Genomic DNA, 18,516 nt, shown 5'->3' on the forward strand with positions numbered 1-18,516 from the left:
CCCTCGACGAGATGTGGCACCCCTCGACGAGATGTGGCACGGCCAGCTGCACTGGTGGCACGGGCTGTTCGCGGCGCTGGTCGTCACCACCGTCGTGGTCATGGTCGCGGAGGACGAGCAGCACCTCGGCTGGCGCCTCGCGATCGTGGCCGCCATCGGTGCCGCGTATGCCGTGTGGGGCCGTCGTGGGATGGGTGAGCGTGATCCTGTGGCCGGCTTCGTCTACATGGCGCTCGCCTGGGGGCTGATGGTCGTCCTGATGTCGCTCGACGGCACGGGCACCGCGTGGATCCTCACGTTCGGGCTCTTCCCCCAGACCTGGGCGATCCTGACGCGCAACAAGGCGGCCGTGACGGTGGTCCTGGCTGTGGTCGGGATCGGGCTCGTGCGCATGTGGCAGGCGCCCCGCACGGGCGACGAGTTCGTCGGCATCGCCATCAGCACCGTGATCATGCTCGTGCTCTCCCTGACCCTGGGGCTGTTCATCGACCGGATCATCCGGGAGGCCGACCATCGGGCCCGAACGATCGACGAGCTGCACCGCACCCAGGCCGAGCTCGCCGCGGCCGAGCGCGCGCAGGGCGTCGCTGGCGAGCGGGAGCGCATCTCGCGCGAGATCCACGACACCCTCGCGCAGGGCTTCACCTCGGTGGTGACGCTGGCCCGGGCCACCGAGCTGGCGCTGGACCGCGGTGACCTCGCCGCCGTCCGCGAGCGACTGCAGCTGATCGAGCAGACCGCCGCGGACAACCTCTCCGAAGCCCGGCTCATCGTCGCCGAGATGACCCCCGGACACCTCCAGTCGCGCACCCTCTCCGAGGCGTTGCAGCGGCTCGTCGACGCGGTCTCGGCGGAGAGCGGGATGGTGGGGACGCTGCGCGTCGACGGGGAACCGGTCGTCCTGTCGGCCAACTCCGAGGTGGTGCTGCTGCGCACCGCCCAGGAGGGGCTGTCCAACGTGCGACGTCACTCGGGCGCCTCCAGCTTCGAGGTGTTCCTGTCGTATGCCGCGGACGGTCCCGTCGCGCTCGTGGTCACCGACGACGGCGTTGGCTTCGACCCCGCTGCGGGGGTCCGGGGCTACGGACTCGACGGAGCGACGGCCCGCGCCACCGAGGTCGGCGGCCGGTTCGACGTGGACAGCAGGCCGGGCGCCGGGTCGCGACTGAGGGTGGAGGTGCCCCGGTGACCGAGGGTGGAGGTGCCCCGATGGCGTTGCGCCTCCTGGTGGTCGACGACCATCCCGTCGTCCGCATGGGCCTGGTGGCGATGCTCTCCGAGCACCCGGACTTCGAGGTGGTCGGCGAGGCCGCGGACGGAGCCGAGGCGGTGGTGCTCGCGGCCCGGCTGAACCCCGACGTGGTGCTCATGGACCTGCGCATGCCGGTCATGGACGGCGCCGACGCCACGGCCAGGATGCGGGCGGTCGAACCTGCTCCGGCGGTCCTGGTGCTCACGACCTATGACACCGACGCCGACATCGTCAGGGCGGTGGAGGCGGGCGCCAACGGCTACCTGCTCAAGGACGCGCCCCGCGAGACCCTGGCCGACGCCATCCGCCGGGCGGCGCGCGGCGAGACCGTGCTGGCTCCTCCCGTCGTCGCGCGGCTGGCGAGCCGGATGCGCGCGCCCGCGGCGCCGACGCTGACCGACCGAGAGACCGAGGTGGTGCGGTGCGTCGCCAAGGGCCTGTCCAACGCGGAGGTCGGGCGCGAGCTGCACATCGGGGAGGCCACCGTGAAGACGCACCTCCTGCGGGCCTTCGAGAAGCTCGGGGTGACCGATCGCACGGCAGCCGTCACCGCGGCATACCGGGCTGGCTTGATCGAGCTCTGAGGCGGTGCCGCGGTCAGACGCGGTCGTCACGCAGGTCGTCGATGGCCTCGCCGGTCTCGTCCACGATCTCCTCCACAGCGGTCCGGCCGCGCCGGGCCCGGATCACCTCGACGACCATGGGGAGCACCGACACGGCCACGATCGCCAGGATGGCCAGCTCGAGGTGGTCCTTGAGTGCGGGGAAGGAGTTGCCCAGAAAGTAGCCGAGCAACGTCACGACCCACACCCACAGGACGGCGCCGACACCGCTCCAGACGAAGAAGTGCCGCCGGTCCATCCGGCTCACCCCGGCGACGACGGTGATGAAAGTGCGCACGATCGGCACGAACCGGCCGATGACCAGGGCCTTGGCGCCGTGCTTCTCGAAGAAGGCGTGGCTCTGGTCGAAGTACTTCTTCTTGAGGATGCGTCCGTCGCGCTCATAGAGCGGCCGGCCCACGGCGCGGCCGATCTCGTAGCCGACGACGTTGCCCGCGAACGCCGCGATGCTCAGGACCACCAGGGCGACCACGAGGTTCATCGAGAAGTCGCCGGTGCTGATGAACAGCCCGATGGCGAAGAGCAGCGAGTCGCCGGGCAGGATCGGGAAGAGCAGCCCGCACTCGATGAAGACGATCGCCACGCTCACCCAGAAGAACTGGGAGCCGAAGTGGTCCAGGAGCCACTGGGGGTCCATCCAGTTGGTGCTGAGTGAGTGCATGGGCTCAAGGGTATGCCGCGTGCCCGCGCCCGCCCGAATCCTCACCTGAGAGGAGCCTGTGCTGGATCTGGCAGGGGCACTCCCAGCCGTGGATCCCCCCAACTTCTGCCAGCAGACCTTGCCTCTCTCAGCACAGGGTGCAGCGTGTGCTGAGCGAGCGAAGGTCTGCTGAGCACTCGGCCTAGGGTGGCGGACGTGAGCGACGAGACGGGCGTGAAGGACGAGGCGAGCCCGAGCGACGAGGTCGGCGTCGGGTCCTGGGTGGGCGAGTGGCCGGCCGGCGACCACTGGGATGCCGACCTGCTGCGTGACGGCGACCGCCGCAACGTGGTCGACGGCTACCGCTACTGGCGGCACGACGCGATCGTCGCCGACCTGGACACCCGTCGCCACGCCTTCCACGTGGCGGTCGAGAACTGGGGTCACGACTTCAACATCGGGTCGGTCATCAGGACGGCGAACGCCTTCAACGCCAAGGCTTTCCACATCGTGGGCAAACGACGGTGGAACCGCCGCGGGGCGATGGTGACCGACCGCTACCAGCACGAGCACCACCACCCGACCGTGGAGGACCTCGTCGCGTGGGCCGCGACAGCCGGCGGCGACACGGGGACTGGGACGGTTGCGGGCCCCGGCGCGGACGGCCGGCCACGCGGCATACCTCTCATCGGGATCGACAACCTGYCCGGCTCGCTGCCCTTGGAGACCTACGACCTGCCGCGCGAGTGCGTGCTCGTCTTCGGGCAGGAGGGTCCGGGCCTCTCGCCACAGATGCGTCAGGCGTGTGAGGTCGTGCTGCACATCGAGCAGTTCGGGTCGACGCGCTCGATCAACGCGGGTGCCGCGGCCGCCATCGCCATGCATGCCTGGGTGCGGCGCAACATTTTCGGGCAGGCTGTCGAATAGCACCCCGCTCGCCCGTCATCAGGGTGGAAGTACCCACCGATGAGAGGAACAGCCATGACCCAGTACATCGTCCTGCTGCCGGCCGACGAAGCCCGTTACGGGACTGCCTCAGAGCAGGAGCGTACCGACCTCTCGGCCGCCCACGGAGAGTTCGTCCAGCTGCTCGCCGAGCGCGGGCACAAGATGACCGGCGGTGCCCAGCTGACTCCGTCAGGACAGGCGCGCGTGGTCCGCGGGTCCGCCATCGACGAGGTCTCCGTGACCGACGGCCCGTACGCCGAGAGCGCCGAGCAGGTCGGCGGTTACTACGTGGTGGAGACCTCCGACCCGGACGACCTGGCCAAGGTCTGCGGCCGACTCCTCTCGACGCCGTTCCACGACGCCATCGAGATCCGCCAGCTGGTCGAAGGCATGTGAGGGCGGCATGACCGAGTACGTCGTCTCGGTCGTGAGCGGCGCCCGGGGGTGTCCGCCGTGAGGTACGTCGTCCTGATCGCCTACGAGCCCGGTCGCTGGGCCGAGGCAGGCGAGGAGGTCCGGCAGGAGTACTTCGATGCCCACCACGCGTTCGAGCGGTATGTCGACGAGCACGGACGACGAGTGAGCAGCGCGGCGTTGAGCGACGCCGACCTCGCGACCACGATCCGGCGTGGTGGCGGTGGATCGGACGTCGTCAGCGACGGCCCGTTCGTCGAGCTCTCCGAGCAGATCGGCGGCTACTACGACGTCGAGCTGCCGGATCTCGATGCGGCCATAGCGGCCGGCCGGCTGCTGCCGAAGGCGTACACGGTCGAGATCCGGTCCGTGGTGGGCGTCGAGGGCTACGAGAGCCTGTGACCAGATGACCGCCGGCGACCCCGCCGGGCCGCCCGGCGACCCCGCCGAGGTGCTGGCCACCGTGGTTCGCGAGGAGTGGGGACGGCTCACGTCGCTGCTCCTGGCGCGCTTCCGACGGCTGGACCTCGTCGAGGACGCGCTCGCCGACGCGGTCGAGACCGCGACCCGGCGCTGGACGAGGGACGGCGCCCCCGACAACCCGGCGGCCTGGCTCCACACAGCGGCCAGGCGCCGCGTCCTCGACCGGCTTCGCGCCGAGTCGATGGCCCACCGCAAGGCGCCACTGCTGATCGTGGAGGCAGAAGGGAAGGAGGGATCGCCCGTGCGCGCCGACCCCGGCGACCTGGTCGAGGACGACCTCCTGCGCCTGGTCCTCATGTGCACCCACCCCGCGCTCGACCCCGCCACGGCGAGCGCCCTGGCGCTGCGGCTGGTGCTCGGTGTGAGCACCGCCGACATCGCCCGCCTGTTCCTCGTGCCAGAGCCCACCATGGCGGCCCGCATCACCCGCGCCAAGCGCAAGATCGTCACCACCGGCATCCCCTTCGCGGTTCCTTCCGCGGAGGCGCTGCCCGAGCGACTCGACACCGTCGCCCAGACCGCCTACCTCGCCTTCACGGCCGGCTACGCCCCCGGTTCCGGTCCCGACGCCGTGCGCACCGGCCTCGCCGGCGAGGCGATCCGGCTGGTTCGCGTCGTGCTCGCCCTGCGCCCCGACTCCCCGGTGCTCGTTGCCCTCCTCGCCCTGATGCTGCTCCAGCACTCACGTCGTGACGCCCGGGTCGACGAAGCCGGCCGCATCGTGCTGCTGCCCGACCAGGACCGGGCGCGCTGGCACAGCGACGAGGTCGACGAGGCCGTGCGGCTGCTCGGGTCGCCGAGCCTCACCGGCCCGATCACCCTCCAGGCGGCCGGGTATGCCGTGCAGGCCCGGATCGCGGTCGAGCACGCCACCGCGCCGACCGCCGCCGCGACGGCCTGGGACCGGGTCGTCGCCCTCTACGACGACCTCGTGGCGCTGACGCCCACCCCCAGCGCGAGGCTGGCCCGCGCCGTGGCCGTCGCCGAGGCGCGCGGACCGCGAGACGGGCTGGCCGCCCTGATGGGGCTGGACGACCTGCTCGCCCACAGCCACCGACTGCCCGCAGTCCGGGCCGAGCTGCTCACCCGCGCCGGCGACCGCGAAGGCGCGGCCGCGGCATACGCCATCGCCATCGAGCGCTGCGGCAACGAGGCGGAACGCGCCCTGCTCCGTGAGCGCCAGGCGGCCCTGGGCCCCCAGGGGGACTGAGCCGCGGCGATGGGCGCGGCCGACTGACCAACCAGCCTGAGACACGGGTGTCCGGTCGCGAGCGGGTCGTGCAAAGATCGGCGACGACGCAAGGCCGACGCACGCACGAGTCGAAGGAGACTTCCATGCCCATCGCCACCCCCGAGGTGTATGCCGACATGCTGGACCGCGCGAAGGCCGGCTCCTTCGCGTACCCCGCGATCAACATCTCGTCCTCGCAGACGCTGAACGCGGCGATCCGCGGCTTTGCCGAGGCCGGCAGCGACGGCATCGTCCAGGTGTCGACCGGTGGCGCGGAGTACCTCTCCGGCCCGACCGTCAAGGACATGGTGACGGGCTCCATCGCGCTCGCGGCCTACGCCCACGAAGTCGCCAAGAAGTACGACGTCAACATCGCCCTGCACACCGACCACTGCCCCAAGGACAAGCTCGACGGCTTCGTCCGCCCGCTGTTGGCGGCCTCCGCCGAGCGCGTGAAGGCGGGTGGCACGCCGTGGTTCCAGTCGCACATGTGGGACGGCTCCGCGGTGCCGCTCGACGAGAACCTCGAGATCGCCCGCGAGCTGCTCGGCCTGGCCAAGGCCGCGCACATCATCCTCGAGATCGAGGTGGGCGTCGTCGGCGGCGAGGAGGACGGCGTCGAGGGCAAGATCGACGACAAGCTCTACTCCACGCCCGAGGACGCGCTCGCGACCGTCGAGGCGCTCGGCCTGGGCGAACAGGGCCGCTACCTCACCGCGCTGACCTTCGGCAACGTCCACGGCGTCTACAAGCCGGGCAACGTCAAGCTCCGCCCCGAGATCCTCAAGGCCGCCCAGGACGCCGTCGTCTCGGCCAAGGGACTGGCCGCCGACGCCAAGCCGTTCGACCTGGTCTTCCACGGCGGGTCCGGCTCGACGGCCGAGGAGATCGCGGCTGCCGTGGACTACGGCGTCGTGAAGATGAACGTCGACACCGACACGCAGTACGCCTTCACGCGTCCGGTCGCCGGCTACATGCTCAGCAACTACGAAGGCGTCTTCAAGATCGACGGCGAGGTCGGCAACAAGAAGCAGTACGACCCGCGCGCCTGGGGCAAGGAGGCCGAGGCCGGCATGGCGGCTCGCGTCGTCGAGGCCTGCGAGAACCTCCGCTCGGCCGGCACCCACGCATGAGCGACAACCTTCTCGGCATCCCCGAGACCCGGCTGCCCGTCGACCCCGCTGCGGCCAAGCTCGAGGAGGGCGTCGCAGCGGACCAGGTGGCCGCGGCATACCCGACGTCGTCGCTGGCCTGGGCCACGCTGGCCGAGGACGCGCTCGCGGACGGTCGCACGGTCGAGGGCTATGCCTACGCTCGCACCGGCTACCACCGGGCGCTGGACTCGCTGCGCAAGAACGGCTGGCGCGGCCAGGGTCCGGTGCCGTGGGAGCACGAGCCGAACCGGGGCTTCCTGCGGGCGCTGGCCGCGTTGTCCAAGGCCGCCGGCGCGATCGGCGAGACCGAGGAAGAGCTGCGGTGTGCGCAGTTCCTGCGCGACTCCTCGATGACGGGTGCGCGCGAGCTCGGTCTCTGAGCCGCGAGAAACAGTGACGCCGGGGGACCGGACCCGATTTCCCAGATCCCGTCCCCCGGCGTCGCCCCCTGCCGCGGGCCGGAACCCGCGTGTGGCAACTCGTCAATGTCGTCCCCTGCCGCCTGACGAGCAGCGTCCGGTCATTGTGCCCTCCTGAAGGCACCCTGAGTGGCACTATGCTGCCAAAGGACAGATGATGTCACTTCGGCGTGGGAGGCGTCTTGACCAGCGGCGATGCCTCGTCTCGCGACGTGGAACGGATGCTCACGGATCCCATGGAGCGCCTGTTCGGAGTCCTCGAACGTGGCGAGCGCCAGCTCGAGGCGCGCAGGGCCGAGCTGGCCGAGGTCCGCTACGCGCTCTTCCAGCTCTCGGCCGGTAGGGCCACCCGCGACGCGCGCAACAGCGGAGCCTTCGAACCGCTCGCGGCCGACATGGCGGCCCCGATGCTGCGGTACCTGCTCCAGAACACCATCGGCATGTCCAGGGTCTGCACGATGAGCGTCGACGTGGGGGCAGGGCTGGAGCAGGAGAACTTCCGGCTCAACCAGGACCTGTTGGCGCAGGGGCGGTTCCGCCAGCGGACGATCTATCCGAGGGACATCATGGACGGCGAGGACGGCCGCGCCTGGGTGCAGTCGTTCGCGGCGGCCGGCGAGGAGCAGCGGCTGTCGATGGCCCCGCCGAGCGAGTTCACGATCTTCGACCAGCACTCGCTCGTGGCCGTCTCCGAGTGGGGCAACGCCCACAGCGACTACGTCATGGTCCGTGACCCGATGCTCATCGCGGCGTTCACGCAGCTGTTCGACCGGGCCTTCGAGCGAGCCCTTCCGGTGGTGCCCGACGACGACCAGGACGACGAGGACCTGCGCCTGGTCAAGCTGCTGGGACTCGGTCTGAAGGACGAGTCGATCGCGCGCTACCTCGGCTGCAGCCTGCGCACGGTGCGGCGACGGGTGGCAGCCCTGATGGCTCGACACGGGGTGCAGACGAGGTTCCAGCTCGGGCTGGCGGCGGCCAGCGGTGAACTCGGCTCCCCTCGCGAGACCGCGGACCGGTAGCCTTTCCCGGTACGGGCCCCGTGCGAACACCACGGGGCCTGCTGCATGACCACGGTGACCGACTCGGTCACCGACGCAGACATGGAGAGGTGCGGGTATGCCGGCAATCGTGCTCGTGGGCGCCCAGTGGGGCGACGAGGGCAAGGGCAAGGCCACCGACCTGATGGGCAGCGACGTCGACTACGTCGTGAAGTTCAACGGCGGGAACAACGCCGGCCACACCATCGTCATCGAGAAGGACGGCAAGCGGGAGAAGTACGCCCTGCACCTGTTGCCCTCGGGCATCCTCACCCCGACCTGCACACCAGTCATCGGGAACGGCGTCGTCATCGACCTGGCGGTGCTGTTCGAGGAGCTCGACGGCCTCGAGGCCCGGGGTGTCGACACGTCCCGCCTGCTCGTCAGCGCCAACGCGCACATCATCGCGCCCTACAACCGCGTCCTCGACAAGGTCACGGAGCGCTTCCTGGGGTCGCGCAAGATCGGCACGACCGGCCGCGGCATCGGCCCGACCTATGCCGACAAGATGGCGCGCAACGGCATCCGCGTCCAGGACCTCTTCGACGAGAAGATCCTGCGGCAGAAGGTCGAGGCGGCCCTCGCCCTGAAGAACCAGGTCCTCGCCAAGATCTACAACCGCAGGGCCGTCGAGGTCGACGAGGTGATGGACGAGCTCCTCGGGTATGCCGAGCGGTTGCGTCCCATGGTCGCCGACACCTCCCTCGTGCTGGAGCAGGCCCTCAACGACGGCAAGACCGTGCTGCTGGAGGCCGGACAGGCGACCCTGCTCGACGTCGACCACGGCACCTACCCCTTCGTCACGTCGTCGAGCGCGACGGCCGGTGGCGCCTGCACCGGCTCGGGCATCCCGCCGACGCGGGTGAACACCGTCATCGCCATCCTCAAGGCCTACTCGACGCGGGTGGGCGAGGGCCCGTTCCCGACCGAGCTGTTCGACGCCAACGGCGAGTTCCTGCGCAAGACCGGGGCCGAGTTCGGCACCACCACGGGCCGCCCGCGCCGCTGCGGATGGGTGGACACCGTGGTCGGCCGCTACGCCACGCGGATCAACGGCGTCACCGACTTCGTCGTCACCAAGCTCGACGTGCTGACGGGGCTCGACACCATCCCGGTGTGCGTGGCCTACGACGTCGACGGGGTCCGGCACGACGAGATGCCGGTGAACCAGACCGACTTCCACCACGCCAAGCCGATCTACGAGGACCTGCCTGGCTGGTGGGAGGACCTCACCAAGTGCCGCACCTTCGAGGACCTGCCGGCGAATGCCCAGGCCTATGTGCTGAGGCTCGAGGAGCTCATCGGCGCTCGGGTCTCCGCCATCGGCGTGGGCCCCGGCCGCGACGAGATCATCAGTCGCCACTCGCTGCTCGGCGCCTGAGCGGGCGCTCAGCGTCTGGTAGGGGAGGTGGTGACCTCGGTGACTGAGCCCGCGGCCCGGTTCCCGCCGGGTCACCGCGTTCGCGTTCGGTTCACCAAGTGGGGCGGCCGGCGTCATCACGGGGCAGACCTGGTCTACCTCGGTGCTGACGAGCACGGCGACTGGCTGGGGGACCCCGTCGGCAACCACGAGTGCGCGCGAGTGGTCGACGAGATCCGCTCCGGGGCGGCACCGTTCTCCATGCCGACGGCAGAGCGCTGGCGGACCGGGCTGCAGCAGCTGCTCCGCGCCTGACCCCCGTCACGCAGAACGGCCGTTGCTCGACAACACGGGATCCGTGGGACCCGTCGTGCCGAGCAACGGCCGTTGTGCGGTCTGTCAGTCCGAGGTCTCTTCCCGTCCGCGGCGGGCGGCGACGATCACGCCGGCGCCGAGGAAGACCAGGACGAGCCCGCCGGCGAGGTAGTTCCCGGCGTCTGCACCGGTGAAAGCCAGGGCGGCGGGGATGGCACTGGCCGACCGCGGGCTGTCAGCGGGGCTGGCCGGGTCAGCGGGGCTGGCTGGATCGGCGGGGCTGGCCACATCGCTCGCGCACGCCGGGCTGGCGGGGACGGCGGCGGAGACCAACCGTGTCTCGTCACTGGCCGGGATGGTGACCACGAGATCCTCCATGTGGAAGACCTCGTCGGTCGCCGGGACCTCCGGGGTGACCAGCACGTCACGCTCGCCCATCACCGCGGGGACCGCCGCCTGGCCAGGGGTCGTGACCACGGTGCGTGCCCACTCGTACTCGCTGTACGCGGGCGTGATCACGGTGGTCACCTGGTCGACCAGGGCATAGCCCTCGGGGGCCAGCTCGTCACCGACGGTGTGGACCGTGTCCGACTCCGTCGTCACACGCGGGTCCGCGCTGCTGCGCGCCCACCCGGCTCCCGGCGCGTCGGTCGCGGAGCCGGTCCACATTCGGTCCTCGTGGCTCACCTCGGGCACGTCGACGGTCTCGTCCCAGGCGGCCGTCACCAGCACCTCGACGGTGTGCCCGGCCACGTCCACGACGGTGTCGGTGTGCTCCGGGACGTCGAGGACCGTGGTCGTGTGCGCCGGGACGTCGACGACGGTCTTGTAGGTCGCGGCGACCGCCTCGTCCCACCCGGGCGTGATGACCGGGTGCTGGGCCGGGGCGATCCTGGTCCATCCCGCGTCGTGCTCGTCCGGCACGTTCCAGCCCTCCACCTCGTACCTGATCGCCCCGTGCTTGTTGACGTAGGCGAAGAGGCTCAGGTCGTACACCGCGTCGTGGTGGACCGTGTGTGCGGGGACGTCGACGACCTGGGTGTAGGTCGCCGGAACCAGCACGTCCTTGTACGTCGCCGGCACCACGACGTCCTTGTAGGTCGCCGGGATCGTGTCCGTGCGGTAGAGGGCGTCGTGGTGGACCACGGTCGTGCCTGCTGCCTGGTCGACGACCTTGAGCACCCACTCGTACTCGGACGTCTGCGTCACCTTGGTCCACTCGGACTGCACCTGGCTGACGGCGTCGTGGTCCTTGGTCTGTCCGGTCAGGCCCCAGGCGTCGCCCTCGGGCCCGGTGGTGTTGCTCAGCCTCCACTCGGACTCGGTGCTCGTCACCTCGGGCACCGCCGGGACGGCAGGCGTGACCTCGTAGGACTCCGTGCCGAAGACGGCCGGGACTGCCGGCTGGGCTGGCACGTCCACCACCTTCTGCTGGCCGACGACCACGTCCTCGGCATCGTGGTGGACCGTCTCGTGGACTGCCGCCTGGGCCGGCTCGCCGCAGGTGCTGGCCGCGTGCGCCGTGGTGGCGATGAGCAGCGGTCCTGTCGCGAGAGTCAGGGCGAGTACGGCCTGGGTGCGCGTGGACATCATGGTTTTCCCCCTCAAGTGCGATGGGCGCCCATACCTTCAACTGCAGGTATGGGAATCCCCTTGAGAGGTAAAGTAATAGTAAAGAAAGAGTAAAGGCATGGGCCGAGCTGGCACCCCTGCGTGTCCGTTTTGAGGATGCCAAAACAGAGCAAATCATCCCAAACTAGGACGATAGATCGTCAAGACTTGGTCAAGACAAGGGCAAACATTGGTCAAGTGCGTCCAGGCGCGTTCACCCGGTGCGCGGACCAGGCCGGAGCACGATCAGGCGAGGTGCGGCGCAGGCCGGAGCACGGTCATCCGGTGCGCGGCGCGGGTGAGCGCGACATAGAGGACCCGCACACCACCCGGGGACTCGGCCGCGATCTCGTCGGGGTCGATGATGACCGTGGCGTCGTACTCCAGGCCCTTGGTCGACATGGGGTCGATGACGCCGACCCGGTCGCTGAGGGCACCCAGCGCTGCCAGCGACGCGGCATACCTCGACGGCGTGATGACCGCGATCGAGCCCTCCACCTCGTCGAGGAGGGTCTCGACAGCCGAGGTCGCGGCGGCTTCCCAGCCACCGTCAGCGRCGGTGGTGTCGACCGGGTCGAAGCCGGTCTCGCGGACGGCCTGGGGGATGTCGGCATCCGGCACGTGGGCCCGGACGACCTCCGCCGCGTAGTCGAAGATCTCGCGGGCGTTGCGGTAGTTGGTGTCCATGTGGAAGAGGCGACGTTCCTGCGTGCCGAAGGCTTCCTCGCGGGCGCGCCCGGCCTCCACGGCATCCGGCCACGACGCCTGTGCGGCGTCGCCGACGACCGTCCACGACGAGTAGCGGCCGCGGCGACCGAGCATCCGCCACTGCATCGGTGACAGGTCCTGGGCTTCGTCGACAAGGACGTGGGCGTACTCGCCGGGGCCCTCGATGCGCCCCTGGAGGAGCAGCTCACGCGGGTCGGTCAGGGCCGTGCGTGACGACTTGCTGCCGACGGCGCGGGAGTCCAGGCCGGCCCGCACCTCGGCGACGCCGAACTGCGAGACGTCCTCGAACTCCTCGATCTCGTAGAACCCGCGCTCCTCGGCCGGGCCGTCCTGGACCGGACCGAGCCGGGCGGCGAGGTCGTCGACGAGGGCGGCGTCGGCGGCCGACCAGGTGCCGACCTCCAGCGCGTGCCGCATCGAGGCGGCGAACAGGTCGCACTCGTGCGGCGACAGGACGCCGGTGCCGTGCTGGCGGGCGCGCTCGGGGTCGGCCAGCCAGAGGAGCACGTCACGGGGGTCAACCTGCGGCCACCAGGCGGCGAGGAAGGCGTCCACCTCGAGGTGGTCCTCGAACCGGTCCATGAACTCGGCCCGGTCGCCGTCCCGGACGCTCGCCCAGGCAGCCTCGGCGAGCGCGCTCTGGACTGCCTTGGCCGACAGGTTGCGCTGGTGGTTGCGCAGCACCTGGGCGCGGATCCGGTCGAGCGCGGGTGCATCGACCCGGACCGCCTTGCCGTTGACGAACGCGCGGAACGTCTGGGGCGCGTCCGGCGGTGCGTCCGAGGAGGCGCGTGCGAGCAGTCGCCGGATGCGCAGCGACCCCTTGATGGCGGCCACCTCGGGGGTGTCCAGCCGGGTCGCGGTGACGCCGTCGACGACGTCGCCGAGCGAACGCAGCGTCACCGACTCCTCGCCGAGCGAGGGCAGCACGCGTTCGATGTATGCCGTGTACGCGGACGACGGGCCCACGACCAGGATGCCGCCGGCCTCGAACCGACGGCGGTCGGAGTAGAGCAGGTAGGCGGCGCGGTGCAGGGCGACGACGGTCTTGCCGGTGCCGGGGCCGCCGGTGATCTCGGTGACGCCGCGGGCCGAGGCCCGGATCGCCTCGTCCTGGTGGCGCTGGATCGTGGCGACGATGTCGCGCATCTGGGCGCCACGACTGCGAGTCAGGGCTGCGAGGAGCGCGCCGTCGCCGACGACCACGAGGTCGTCGGGGGCGTCGGTGACCATGAGGTCGTCCTCGACGCCGACGACGTCCGGACCCTTGCAGCGCAGCACCCGGCGGCGCAGCACGTCCATGGGTTCGACAGGTGTGGCGCGGTAGAAGGCGGCGGCCGCGGGTGCGCGCCAGTCGATGACGAGCGGCTCGTAGTCGTCGTCCCGGACTCCGAGGCGACCGATGTAGCGCGTCTCGCGGTCGGGGTCCTTGTCCTCGTGGGCCAGGGCGTGGTCGAGATCGAGCCGTCCGAAGACCAGGCCTTCGTACTGGGTGTCGAGGGTGGACCGGCGCCGGGCCGCGTTGAACACCAGGGCGTCGCGTTCGAACAGCCCCGTCAGCTCCTCGTCGCGGACGTCGCCGGTGCGGTCGGTGCGGCCGCGGGCGAGACCATCGGCCTCGACCAGGCCGGCCCGGGCCTGGGCCTTGAGGAGCTCGGCATAGACCAGGTCGACGTGGGCCTGCTCTATGGCGATCTCACGGGCGACCTCGGCGCTGGACGCCTTGGCGCTCGAGTGGTCCGATCCCGTCACGTTGCAACGCTTCCTGGTTGTGCGGCTTGGTGTCGTGCGACTTGGTGCCCCCCGGGGGAGAACGCACGAGTCTAGCGAGCACGAGGGGCACCGCCGTGCACCAGTTCAGCAGGTGGCGAGGGCTAGATCATCCCGCGGCGGGCAGCCTGGACGCCGGCCTGGAACCGGGTCCCGGCGCCGAGCTGGTCCATCAGTGCCCGGACCCGGCGCTCGACCGTGCGCTGGGACACCCCGGCCTGGCGCGCGATCGTCGCATCGGGAGCCCCCGCTGCGAGGAGGGCAAGGATCATCTGGTCGCGCCGTTCGGTGGCCATCCCGCCGACGCCGAGCGGTGAGCCGAGGTCCCACAGGTGGTCGGACAGGGCGATCAGGGCCAGCACCATCGATCGGGCCCGGATGAGCGCCGATCCGAAGCCCGAGGGGTCGAAGGCACTCACGTCGACGATCGCCGCGGCCTCGTCGACGATCACGGCGGAGAACGGCACCGAGGACGTCAGGCGGAACCGTTCGCCACCGCGCTCGCGGGCCTCGAGGATCTCCAGCGCACCGTCGATCTCCAGGACCTCCGTGTCGTACACCGTCGTGTAGTCGAGCTGGTTGCCGCTCACGCCGCGAGTGGGCTCCTCGTGGCTGTGCAGCGGGCTGGCGAAGATCGCCCGGGTGCGCGGCGACAGGGACCGGAAGCTGCGGATCTGCCGGGTGCCGGCAGCCACGGCTTCCGCGGTGACCGCCGCGATCTCGTCCAGGGAGTGCAGGATCCGCACGGTGCCCACGTCGGGGGTGCGGGAGGCCGACCTCGCCTGGAAGAACACTTGCGCGAGCTCGTGTGCGGCAGAGCGGGTTTCGCGCGCCCGACGCTCGTAGTCGAGGGCGAGGGCAGGCAGGGAGATGTCCGGCGGAATCACCTCGATCCGGTCGCCAGGGTGGACACGGATCAGCCCGCGACTGGCCAGCACCTCGAGCGAGTGGTCGATCAACGGGGCCTTCATGCCCTGGGCGATCAGCAGGGTCCTGGTCGGGTCCGGATGTTGCAGAGCGGCCAGGAAGACACGGGTGACCGCTCCTTCGGCCTCGTCGTCGTCGGCGGCGAGGTCGAGCCTGCTCGCCAGCACGTTCTCGTCGATCGACGGCTCCGTCGTGGGCTCCGTCGTGGGCTCCGTCGTGGGGTCCGTCGGGTGGTCCCTCGTCTGGCGCGTCGTCTGGTCACTCCCGGCCAGGGCCCCCGCTGACTGGCTCTCGACGACCATGGGCACATGCTCGTCTTCTGGCGAGATTCCGTCAATGACGCAAGTCCGCCACGTCTGGGCTTTACCTCTAGGCCAACCATGGTCCACAGTTGATTCAGTCGACAGCGTCGACCCACGTGCATGGTTGCAGGTTCCCCCGCCAGGCGACCGCACGTCGGCTGCGCGGCGTCCCCGGGAGATGTCCCCCCTGCCTCCCCGGGACGCCGCGCACTCATGTCCGGCCCTTCCCGTATGCCGCGCGACGACCACCCTCGCCATCGCAGTGCCTGCGTCGTGCTCAGCCAGGTCGCCGTCCCGGCGACCCTGGTCGTTCGGCGGCGGGTCGCGCGTCCCCTCTCGGCGTCGCCCGGCGGACTCTCTACGCTGGGGCCCGTGAAGGTACTCGTCATCGGTTCCGGCGCCCGCGAACACGCCCTCGTCAAGTCCCTGGGGGCCGACCCGGACGTGGATGCGGTGATCGTCGCCCCCGGGAACCCCGGCATGGACGCCATCGCCCTCTGCGAGGCACTCCCGGGTGGGGTGCTCGACGGCGAGGGAATCGTGGAGCTGGCCCGGCGGCATACCGTCGACCTGGTCGTGATCGGACCGGAAGCGCCGCTCGTGGCAGGGGTCGCCGATGTCGTTCGCGAGGAGGGCTTGGCGGTGTTCGGGCCCTCTGCCGAGGCGGCACGTCTGGAGGGCAGCAAGTCCTTCGCCAAGGAAGTCATGGCGGCGGCCGACGTGCCCACGGCCCTGGCGCGGGTCTGCAGCACCCTCGACGAGGTCGCCGACGCCCTCGACGCACTGGGCGCACCCCACGTCGTCAAGGACGACGGGTTGGCCGCCGGCAAGGGCGTGGTCGTCACGGACGACCGCGACCAGGCGCTGGCCCATGCGCAGCTCTGTCTGGCCAAGGAGGGCGGCACCGTGGTCATCGAGGAGTTCCTCGACGGCCCCGAGGTGTCGCTGTTCTGCCTCTGCGACGGCAGCACCGTCGTCCCCCTCGCCCCGGCTCAGGACTTCAAGCGGGTCGGTGACGACGACCAGGGCCCGAACACCGGTGGGATGGGCGCCTACTCGCCGCTCGACTGGGCGCCGCCCACGATGGTCGACGAACTGGTCAGCCGCGTGGCCCAGCCGACCGTCGACGAGATGGCCCGCCGCGGCACGCCCTTCGTGGGTGTCCTCTACATCGGGGTGGCGATCACCTCGCGCGGCCCGAGGGTCATCGAGTTCAACGCCAGGTTCGGCGACCCCGAGACGCAGGTCGTGCTGGCTCGGCTCCAGACTCCGCTCGGGGGGCTGCTGAAGGCTGCGGCCACCGGTCAGCTCGACCGCGTCGGCCCCCTGAAGTGGTCGGAGCAGCATGCCATCACGGTCGTGGTGGCTTCCCACAACTACCCGGACACCCCTCGGACGGGCGACCCTGTCACGGGCGTGGAGGACGCGGCTGACGTGCCCGCGGCATACGTGCTCCATGCGGGCACTGCCCGCGACCAGGACGGTGTGCTGGTGTCCGCGGGCGGGCGGGTGCTGTCCGTGGTCGCGCTCGGCGAGAGCCTCACCCAGGCACGCGAACGCGTCTACGAAGCCGTCGACCACATCGAGCTCGAGGGCTCGCACCACCGCACCGACATCGCGCTCGCGGCCCAGCGCAACGAGCTGCACGTCGGCTGAGCGAGAACTCCCACTTCTGGCCACCAGTGCGGCACACCGGCCGGATTCGGCGGGCTTCGTGCGCCATGGGCGGCCAGAAGTGGGGTGGAAGGATGTCGGCCATGACGTCCTCCCACGCCGACCCGACCGATCCGGCGCCCGCGCCCCTCGCCCTCCCCGGCTACGCCCACGTGTACTCGGGCAAGGTCCGCGACCTCTATGCGCCGCTGGACGAGTCCGGCACGCCGCGCGACGACCAGCTCCTGCTCGTGGCCAGCGACCGTCTCTCGGCCTTCGACTTCATCCTCGACAGCCCCATCCCTGACAAGGGTGCGGTGCTGACCCAGCTGTCGCTGTGGTGGTTCGAGCAGCTGGCCGACGTGGTGCCCAACCACGTGCTCTCGACCGACGTCCCGGCGGAGGTGGCTGGTCGGGCGGTCCTGGTCAGGCGGCTGGAGATGCTCCCCGTCGAGTGCGTCGCGCGGGCCTACCTCACCGGTGGTGGCCTTCGCGAGTACGTCACCGACGGGCACGTCAGCGGCGTGGCCCTGCCCCTTGGTCTGGTCGACGGTTCGCGGCTCCCCGAGCCGGTGTTCACGCCCTCCACCAAGGCGCCGGTGGGGGAGCACGACCAACCCATGCCGTATGCCGCCGTGGAGCGTGAGCTGGGTGCCGACCTGGCCGCGCGGGCCAGGGACCTGACGGTGGCGATCCTCAAGCGGGGCAACGAGATCGCGGCCGATCGCGGCATCCTCATCGCCGACACCAAGGTCGAGTTCGGGCTCGAGGGCGACACCTTGGTGCTGGCCGACGAGGTGCTGACGCCGGACTCGTCGAGGTTCTGGCCCGCCGACCAGTGGGAGCCCGGACACACCCAGCCGTCGTTCGACAAGGAGTTCGTGCGCGAGTGGCTGATCTCCCCGGCCAGCGGCTGGGACAAGGCCTCCGGCGAGGCCCCGCCCACGCTGCCCGACGACGTCGTGGAGCGCACCCGCGCCAAGTACGTCGAGGCCTACGAACGCCTCACCGGACGCCCCTTCGCGGCCAGCTGACAGGGATACGCCCAAGGGCCGGCCTCCGGGCCGACACGCCCTCGGCCGCGCACGACCGCACGGTGGACCGGACCCGCCCGCCCGGGGGATCAGCCCTCAGGCGTGAGCACGGCCACGGGGATGGTCCGCCCCGCCTTGCGGGCGTACTTCGCGACTCCCGGGAGCCGGGCCAGGATGACGTCGTTCCACGCCTGCTCGCGCTCCTCGGCGTCGAGCTCGCGAGCTGATGCGCGGATGTGTTCGGCACGCACCTGCAGGTCGGTCGCGCCCGCCACCCGCAGGTTCCGGAACCAGTCGGGGTCCCTCGGGCTGCCGGAAGCGCTGCCCCACACCAGGTAGCCCTCGGGCCGCGGGATCGCCCTCACGCAGGTGGAGCGTGGCAGTCCGGTGCGGCGTCCGGGCGTGGTCAGCATGACCACCGGGGCATCCTTCGTCCCGCCCATGGCGCGACCGTCCAGCCGGCGGTACATCCACGCGCCCATCCTGGTCGACCACGAGGCCATCGACATGACCAGAGTGTCCCGCGCGCCCGAACGCCTGAAAAGGTCCCTCCCGGACGCCGACCCGCCGTCCGGGAGGTGACCGCGCGGCATACCCACTGCTGCGGCGCG

At 70.8% G+C, this 18,516-nt stretch carries 18 protein-coding genes; 13 read left to right on the forward strand and 5 right to left on the reverse strand.

The features are described 5' to 3' along the window. Positions 1–1,189, forward strand: a 1,189-nt coding sequence (locus tag AC1DVZ_RS05585) for a sensor histidine kinase (RefSeq protein ID WP_477617191.1), incomplete at its 5' end; no start/stop codon positions are given. Positions 1,190–1,209: 20 nt separating this feature from the next. Next, positions 1,210–1,836: a response regulator gene (locus AC1DVZ_RS05590; protein WP_477617252.1), complete on the forward strand. Its 627-nt coding sequence runs from the start codon at positions 1,210–1,212 to the stop codon at positions 1,834–1,836. 13 nt (positions 1,837–1,849) lie between these two features. On the opposite strand, the gene AC1DVZ_RS05595 is transcribed toward AC1DVZ_RS05590, so the two are convergent. Next, complete coding sequence (locus AC1DVZ_RS05595) at positions 1,850–2,536, reverse strand: DedA family protein (RefSeq protein ID WP_477617192.1); 687 nt, start codon at positions 2,534–2,536, stop codon at positions 1,850–1,852. Positions 2,537–2,731: 195 nt separating this feature from the next. Between AC1DVZ_RS05595 and AC1DVZ_RS05600 the strand changes: the two genes are divergently transcribed. The 9 genes from AC1DVZ_RS05600 (at position 2,732) to AC1DVZ_RS05640 (ending at position 9,879) form a co-directional block, all read left to right on the forward strand. Then, a complete protein-coding gene (locus tag AC1DVZ_RS05600) occupies positions 2,732–3,442 on the forward strand; it encodes a TrmH family RNA methyltransferase (protein WP_477617193.1) in 711 nt (236 codons plus the stop codon). A gap of 54 nt (positions 3,443–3,496) precedes the next feature. Beyond that, on the forward strand, positions 3,497–3,859 hold the full coding sequence (locus AC1DVZ_RS05605) for a YciI family protein (RefSeq protein ID WP_477617194.1): 363 nt from the start codon (positions 3,497–3,499) through the stop codon (positions 3,857–3,859). Positions 3,860–3,916: 57 nt separating this feature from the next. Then, positions 3,917–4,279: a YciI family protein gene (locus AC1DVZ_RS05610; RefSeq protein WP_477617195.1), complete on the forward strand. Its 363-nt coding sequence runs from the start codon at positions 3,917–3,919 to the stop codon at positions 4,277–4,279. A gap of 4 nt (positions 4,280–4,283) precedes the next feature. After that, positions 4,284–5,570 carry an RNA polymerase sigma factor gene (locus AC1DVZ_RS05615; RefSeq protein WP_477617196.1) on the forward strand — a complete coding sequence of 429 codons (1,287 nt, stop codon included), beginning with the start codon at positions 4,284–4,286 and terminating at the stop codon, positions 5,568–5,570. A gap of 125 nt (positions 5,571–5,695) precedes the next feature. Then, positions 5,696–6,724, forward strand: a complete 1,029-nt coding sequence (fbaA, locus tag AC1DVZ_RS05620; protein WP_477617197.1) for a class II fructose-bisphosphate aldolase — start codon at positions 5,696–5,698, stop codon at positions 6,722–6,724. Further along, positions 6,721–7,125, forward strand: a complete 405-nt coding sequence (locus AC1DVZ_RS05625) for a DUF3151 domain-containing protein (RefSeq protein WP_477617198.1) — start codon at positions 6,721–6,723, stop codon at positions 7,123–7,125. Before fbaA ends, AC1DVZ_RS05625 begins: the two co-directional genes overlap by 4 nt. Before the next feature lie 260 nt (positions 7,126–7,385). Beyond that, positions 7,386–8,186 (forward strand): hypothetical protein, encoded by an 801-nt coding sequence (locus AC1DVZ_RS05630; protein WP_477617199.1) that lies wholly within the window; start codon positions 7,386–7,388, stop codon positions 8,184–8,186. Positions 8,187–8,283: 97 nt separating this feature from the next. After that, positions 8,284–9,585 carry an adenylosuccinate synthase gene (locus tag AC1DVZ_RS05635; RefSeq protein ID WP_477617200.1) on the forward strand — a complete coding sequence of 434 codons (1,302 nt, stop codon included), beginning with the start codon at positions 8,284–8,286 and terminating at the stop codon, positions 9,583–9,585. A 30-nt stretch (positions 9,586–9,615) separates the two neighbouring features. Continuing rightward, complete coding sequence (locus AC1DVZ_RS05640; protein ID WP_477617201.1) at positions 9,616–9,879, forward strand: hypothetical protein; 264 nt, start codon at positions 9,616–9,618, stop codon at positions 9,877–9,879. 84 nt (positions 9,880–9,963) lie between these two features. On the opposite strand, the gene AC1DVZ_RS05645 is transcribed toward AC1DVZ_RS05640, so the two are convergent. From AC1DVZ_RS05645 to AC1DVZ_RS05655, 3 genes are all read right to left on the reverse strand, one after another. Continuing rightward, entirely contained in the window at positions 9,964–11,472 is a 1,509-nt protein-coding gene (locus AC1DVZ_RS05645; protein ID WP_477617202.1) for a hypothetical protein, read from the reverse strand. A gap of 264 nt (positions 11,473–11,736) precedes the next feature. Further along, the gene (locus AC1DVZ_RS05650; RefSeq protein ID WP_477617203.1) at positions 11,737–13,971 is read right to left on the reverse strand and encodes a HelD family protein; all 2,235 of its coding nucleotides are present in this window, start codon (positions 13,969–13,971) and stop codon (positions 11,737–11,739) included. Between the two features lie 122 nt (positions 13,972–14,093). Then, positions 14,094–15,218 carry a helix-turn-helix transcriptional regulator gene (locus tag AC1DVZ_RS05655; protein WP_477617204.1) on the reverse strand — a complete coding sequence of 375 codons (1,125 nt, stop codon included), beginning with the start codon at positions 15,216–15,218 and terminating at the stop codon, positions 14,094–14,096. A 372-nt stretch (positions 15,219–15,590) separates the two neighbouring features. Between AC1DVZ_RS05655 and purD the strand changes: the two genes are divergently transcribed. Together purD and AC1DVZ_RS05665 are read left to right on the forward strand one after the other, a co-directional pair. Further along, positions 15,591–16,874, forward strand: a complete 1,284-nt coding sequence (purD, locus tag AC1DVZ_RS05660; RefSeq protein WP_477617205.1) for a phosphoribosylamine--glycine ligase — start codon at positions 15,591–15,593, stop codon at positions 16,872–16,874. Between the two features lie 101 nt (positions 16,875–16,975). Further along, on the forward strand, positions 16,976–17,905 hold the full coding sequence (locus tag AC1DVZ_RS05665) for a phosphoribosylaminoimidazolesuccinocarboxamide synthase (protein ID WP_477617206.1): 930 nt from the start codon (positions 16,976–16,978) through the stop codon (positions 17,903–17,905). An 89-nt stretch (positions 17,906–17,994) separates the two neighbouring features. On the opposite strand, the gene AC1DVZ_RS05670 is transcribed toward AC1DVZ_RS05665, so the two are convergent. Then, positions 17,995–18,414 carry a nitroreductase/quinone reductase family protein gene (locus AC1DVZ_RS05670; RefSeq protein WP_477617207.1) on the reverse strand — a complete coding sequence of 140 codons (420 nt, stop codon included), beginning with the start codon at positions 18,412–18,414 and terminating at the stop codon, positions 17,995–17,997. Positions 18,415–18,516: the final 102 nt, after the last annotated feature.

The sequence above is a fragment of the Pedococcus sp. P2_E5 genome (genome assembly GCF_056403895.1).

Coding starts and splice junctions, on each gene's coding strand:
- AC1DVZ_RS05590 (WP_477617252.1), top strand. CDS start 1,210: ATGGCGTTGCGCCTCCTGGTGGTCGACGACCATCCCGTCGTCCGCATG.
- AC1DVZ_RS05595 (WP_477617192.1), bottom strand. CDS start 2,536: ATGCACTCACTCAGCACCAACTGGATGGACCCCCAGTGGCTCCTGGAC.
- AC1DVZ_RS05605 (WP_477617194.1), top strand. CDS start 3,497: ATGACCCAGTACATCGTCCTGCTGCCGGCCGACGAAGCCCGTTACGGG.
- AC1DVZ_RS05615 (WP_477617196.1), top strand. CDS start 4,284: ATGACCGCCGGCGACCCCGCCGGGCCGCCCGGCGACCCCGCCGAGGTG.
- fbaA (WP_477617197.1), top strand. CDS start 5,696: ATGCCCATCGCCACCCCCGAGGTGTATGCCGACATGCTGGACCGCGCG.
- AC1DVZ_RS05625 (WP_477617198.1), top strand. CDS start 6,721: ATGAGCGACAACCTTCTCGGCATCCCCGAGACCCGGCTGCCCGTCGAC.
- AC1DVZ_RS05630 (WP_477617199.1), top strand. CDS start 7,386: ATGCTCACGGATCCCATGGAGCGCCTGTTCGGAGTCCTCGAACGTGGC.
- AC1DVZ_RS05635 (WP_477617200.1), top strand. CDS start 8,284: ATGCCGGCAATCGTGCTCGTGGGCGCCCAGTGGGGCGACGAGGGCAAG.
- AC1DVZ_RS05645 (WP_477617202.1), bottom strand. CDS start 11,472: ATGATGTCCACGCGCACCCAGGCCGTACTCGCCCTGACTCTCGCGACA.
- AC1DVZ_RS05655 (WP_477617204.1), bottom strand. CDS start 15,218: ATGGTCGTCGAGAGCCAGTCAGCGGGGGCCCTGGCCGGGAGTGACCAG.
- AC1DVZ_RS05665 (WP_477617206.1), top strand. CDS start 16,976: ATGACGTCCTCCCACGCCGACCCGACCGATCCGGCGCCCGCGCCCCTC.
- AC1DVZ_RS05670 (WP_477617207.1), bottom strand. CDS start 18,414: ATGTCGATGGCCTCGTGGTCGACCAGGATGGGCGCGTGGATGTACCGC.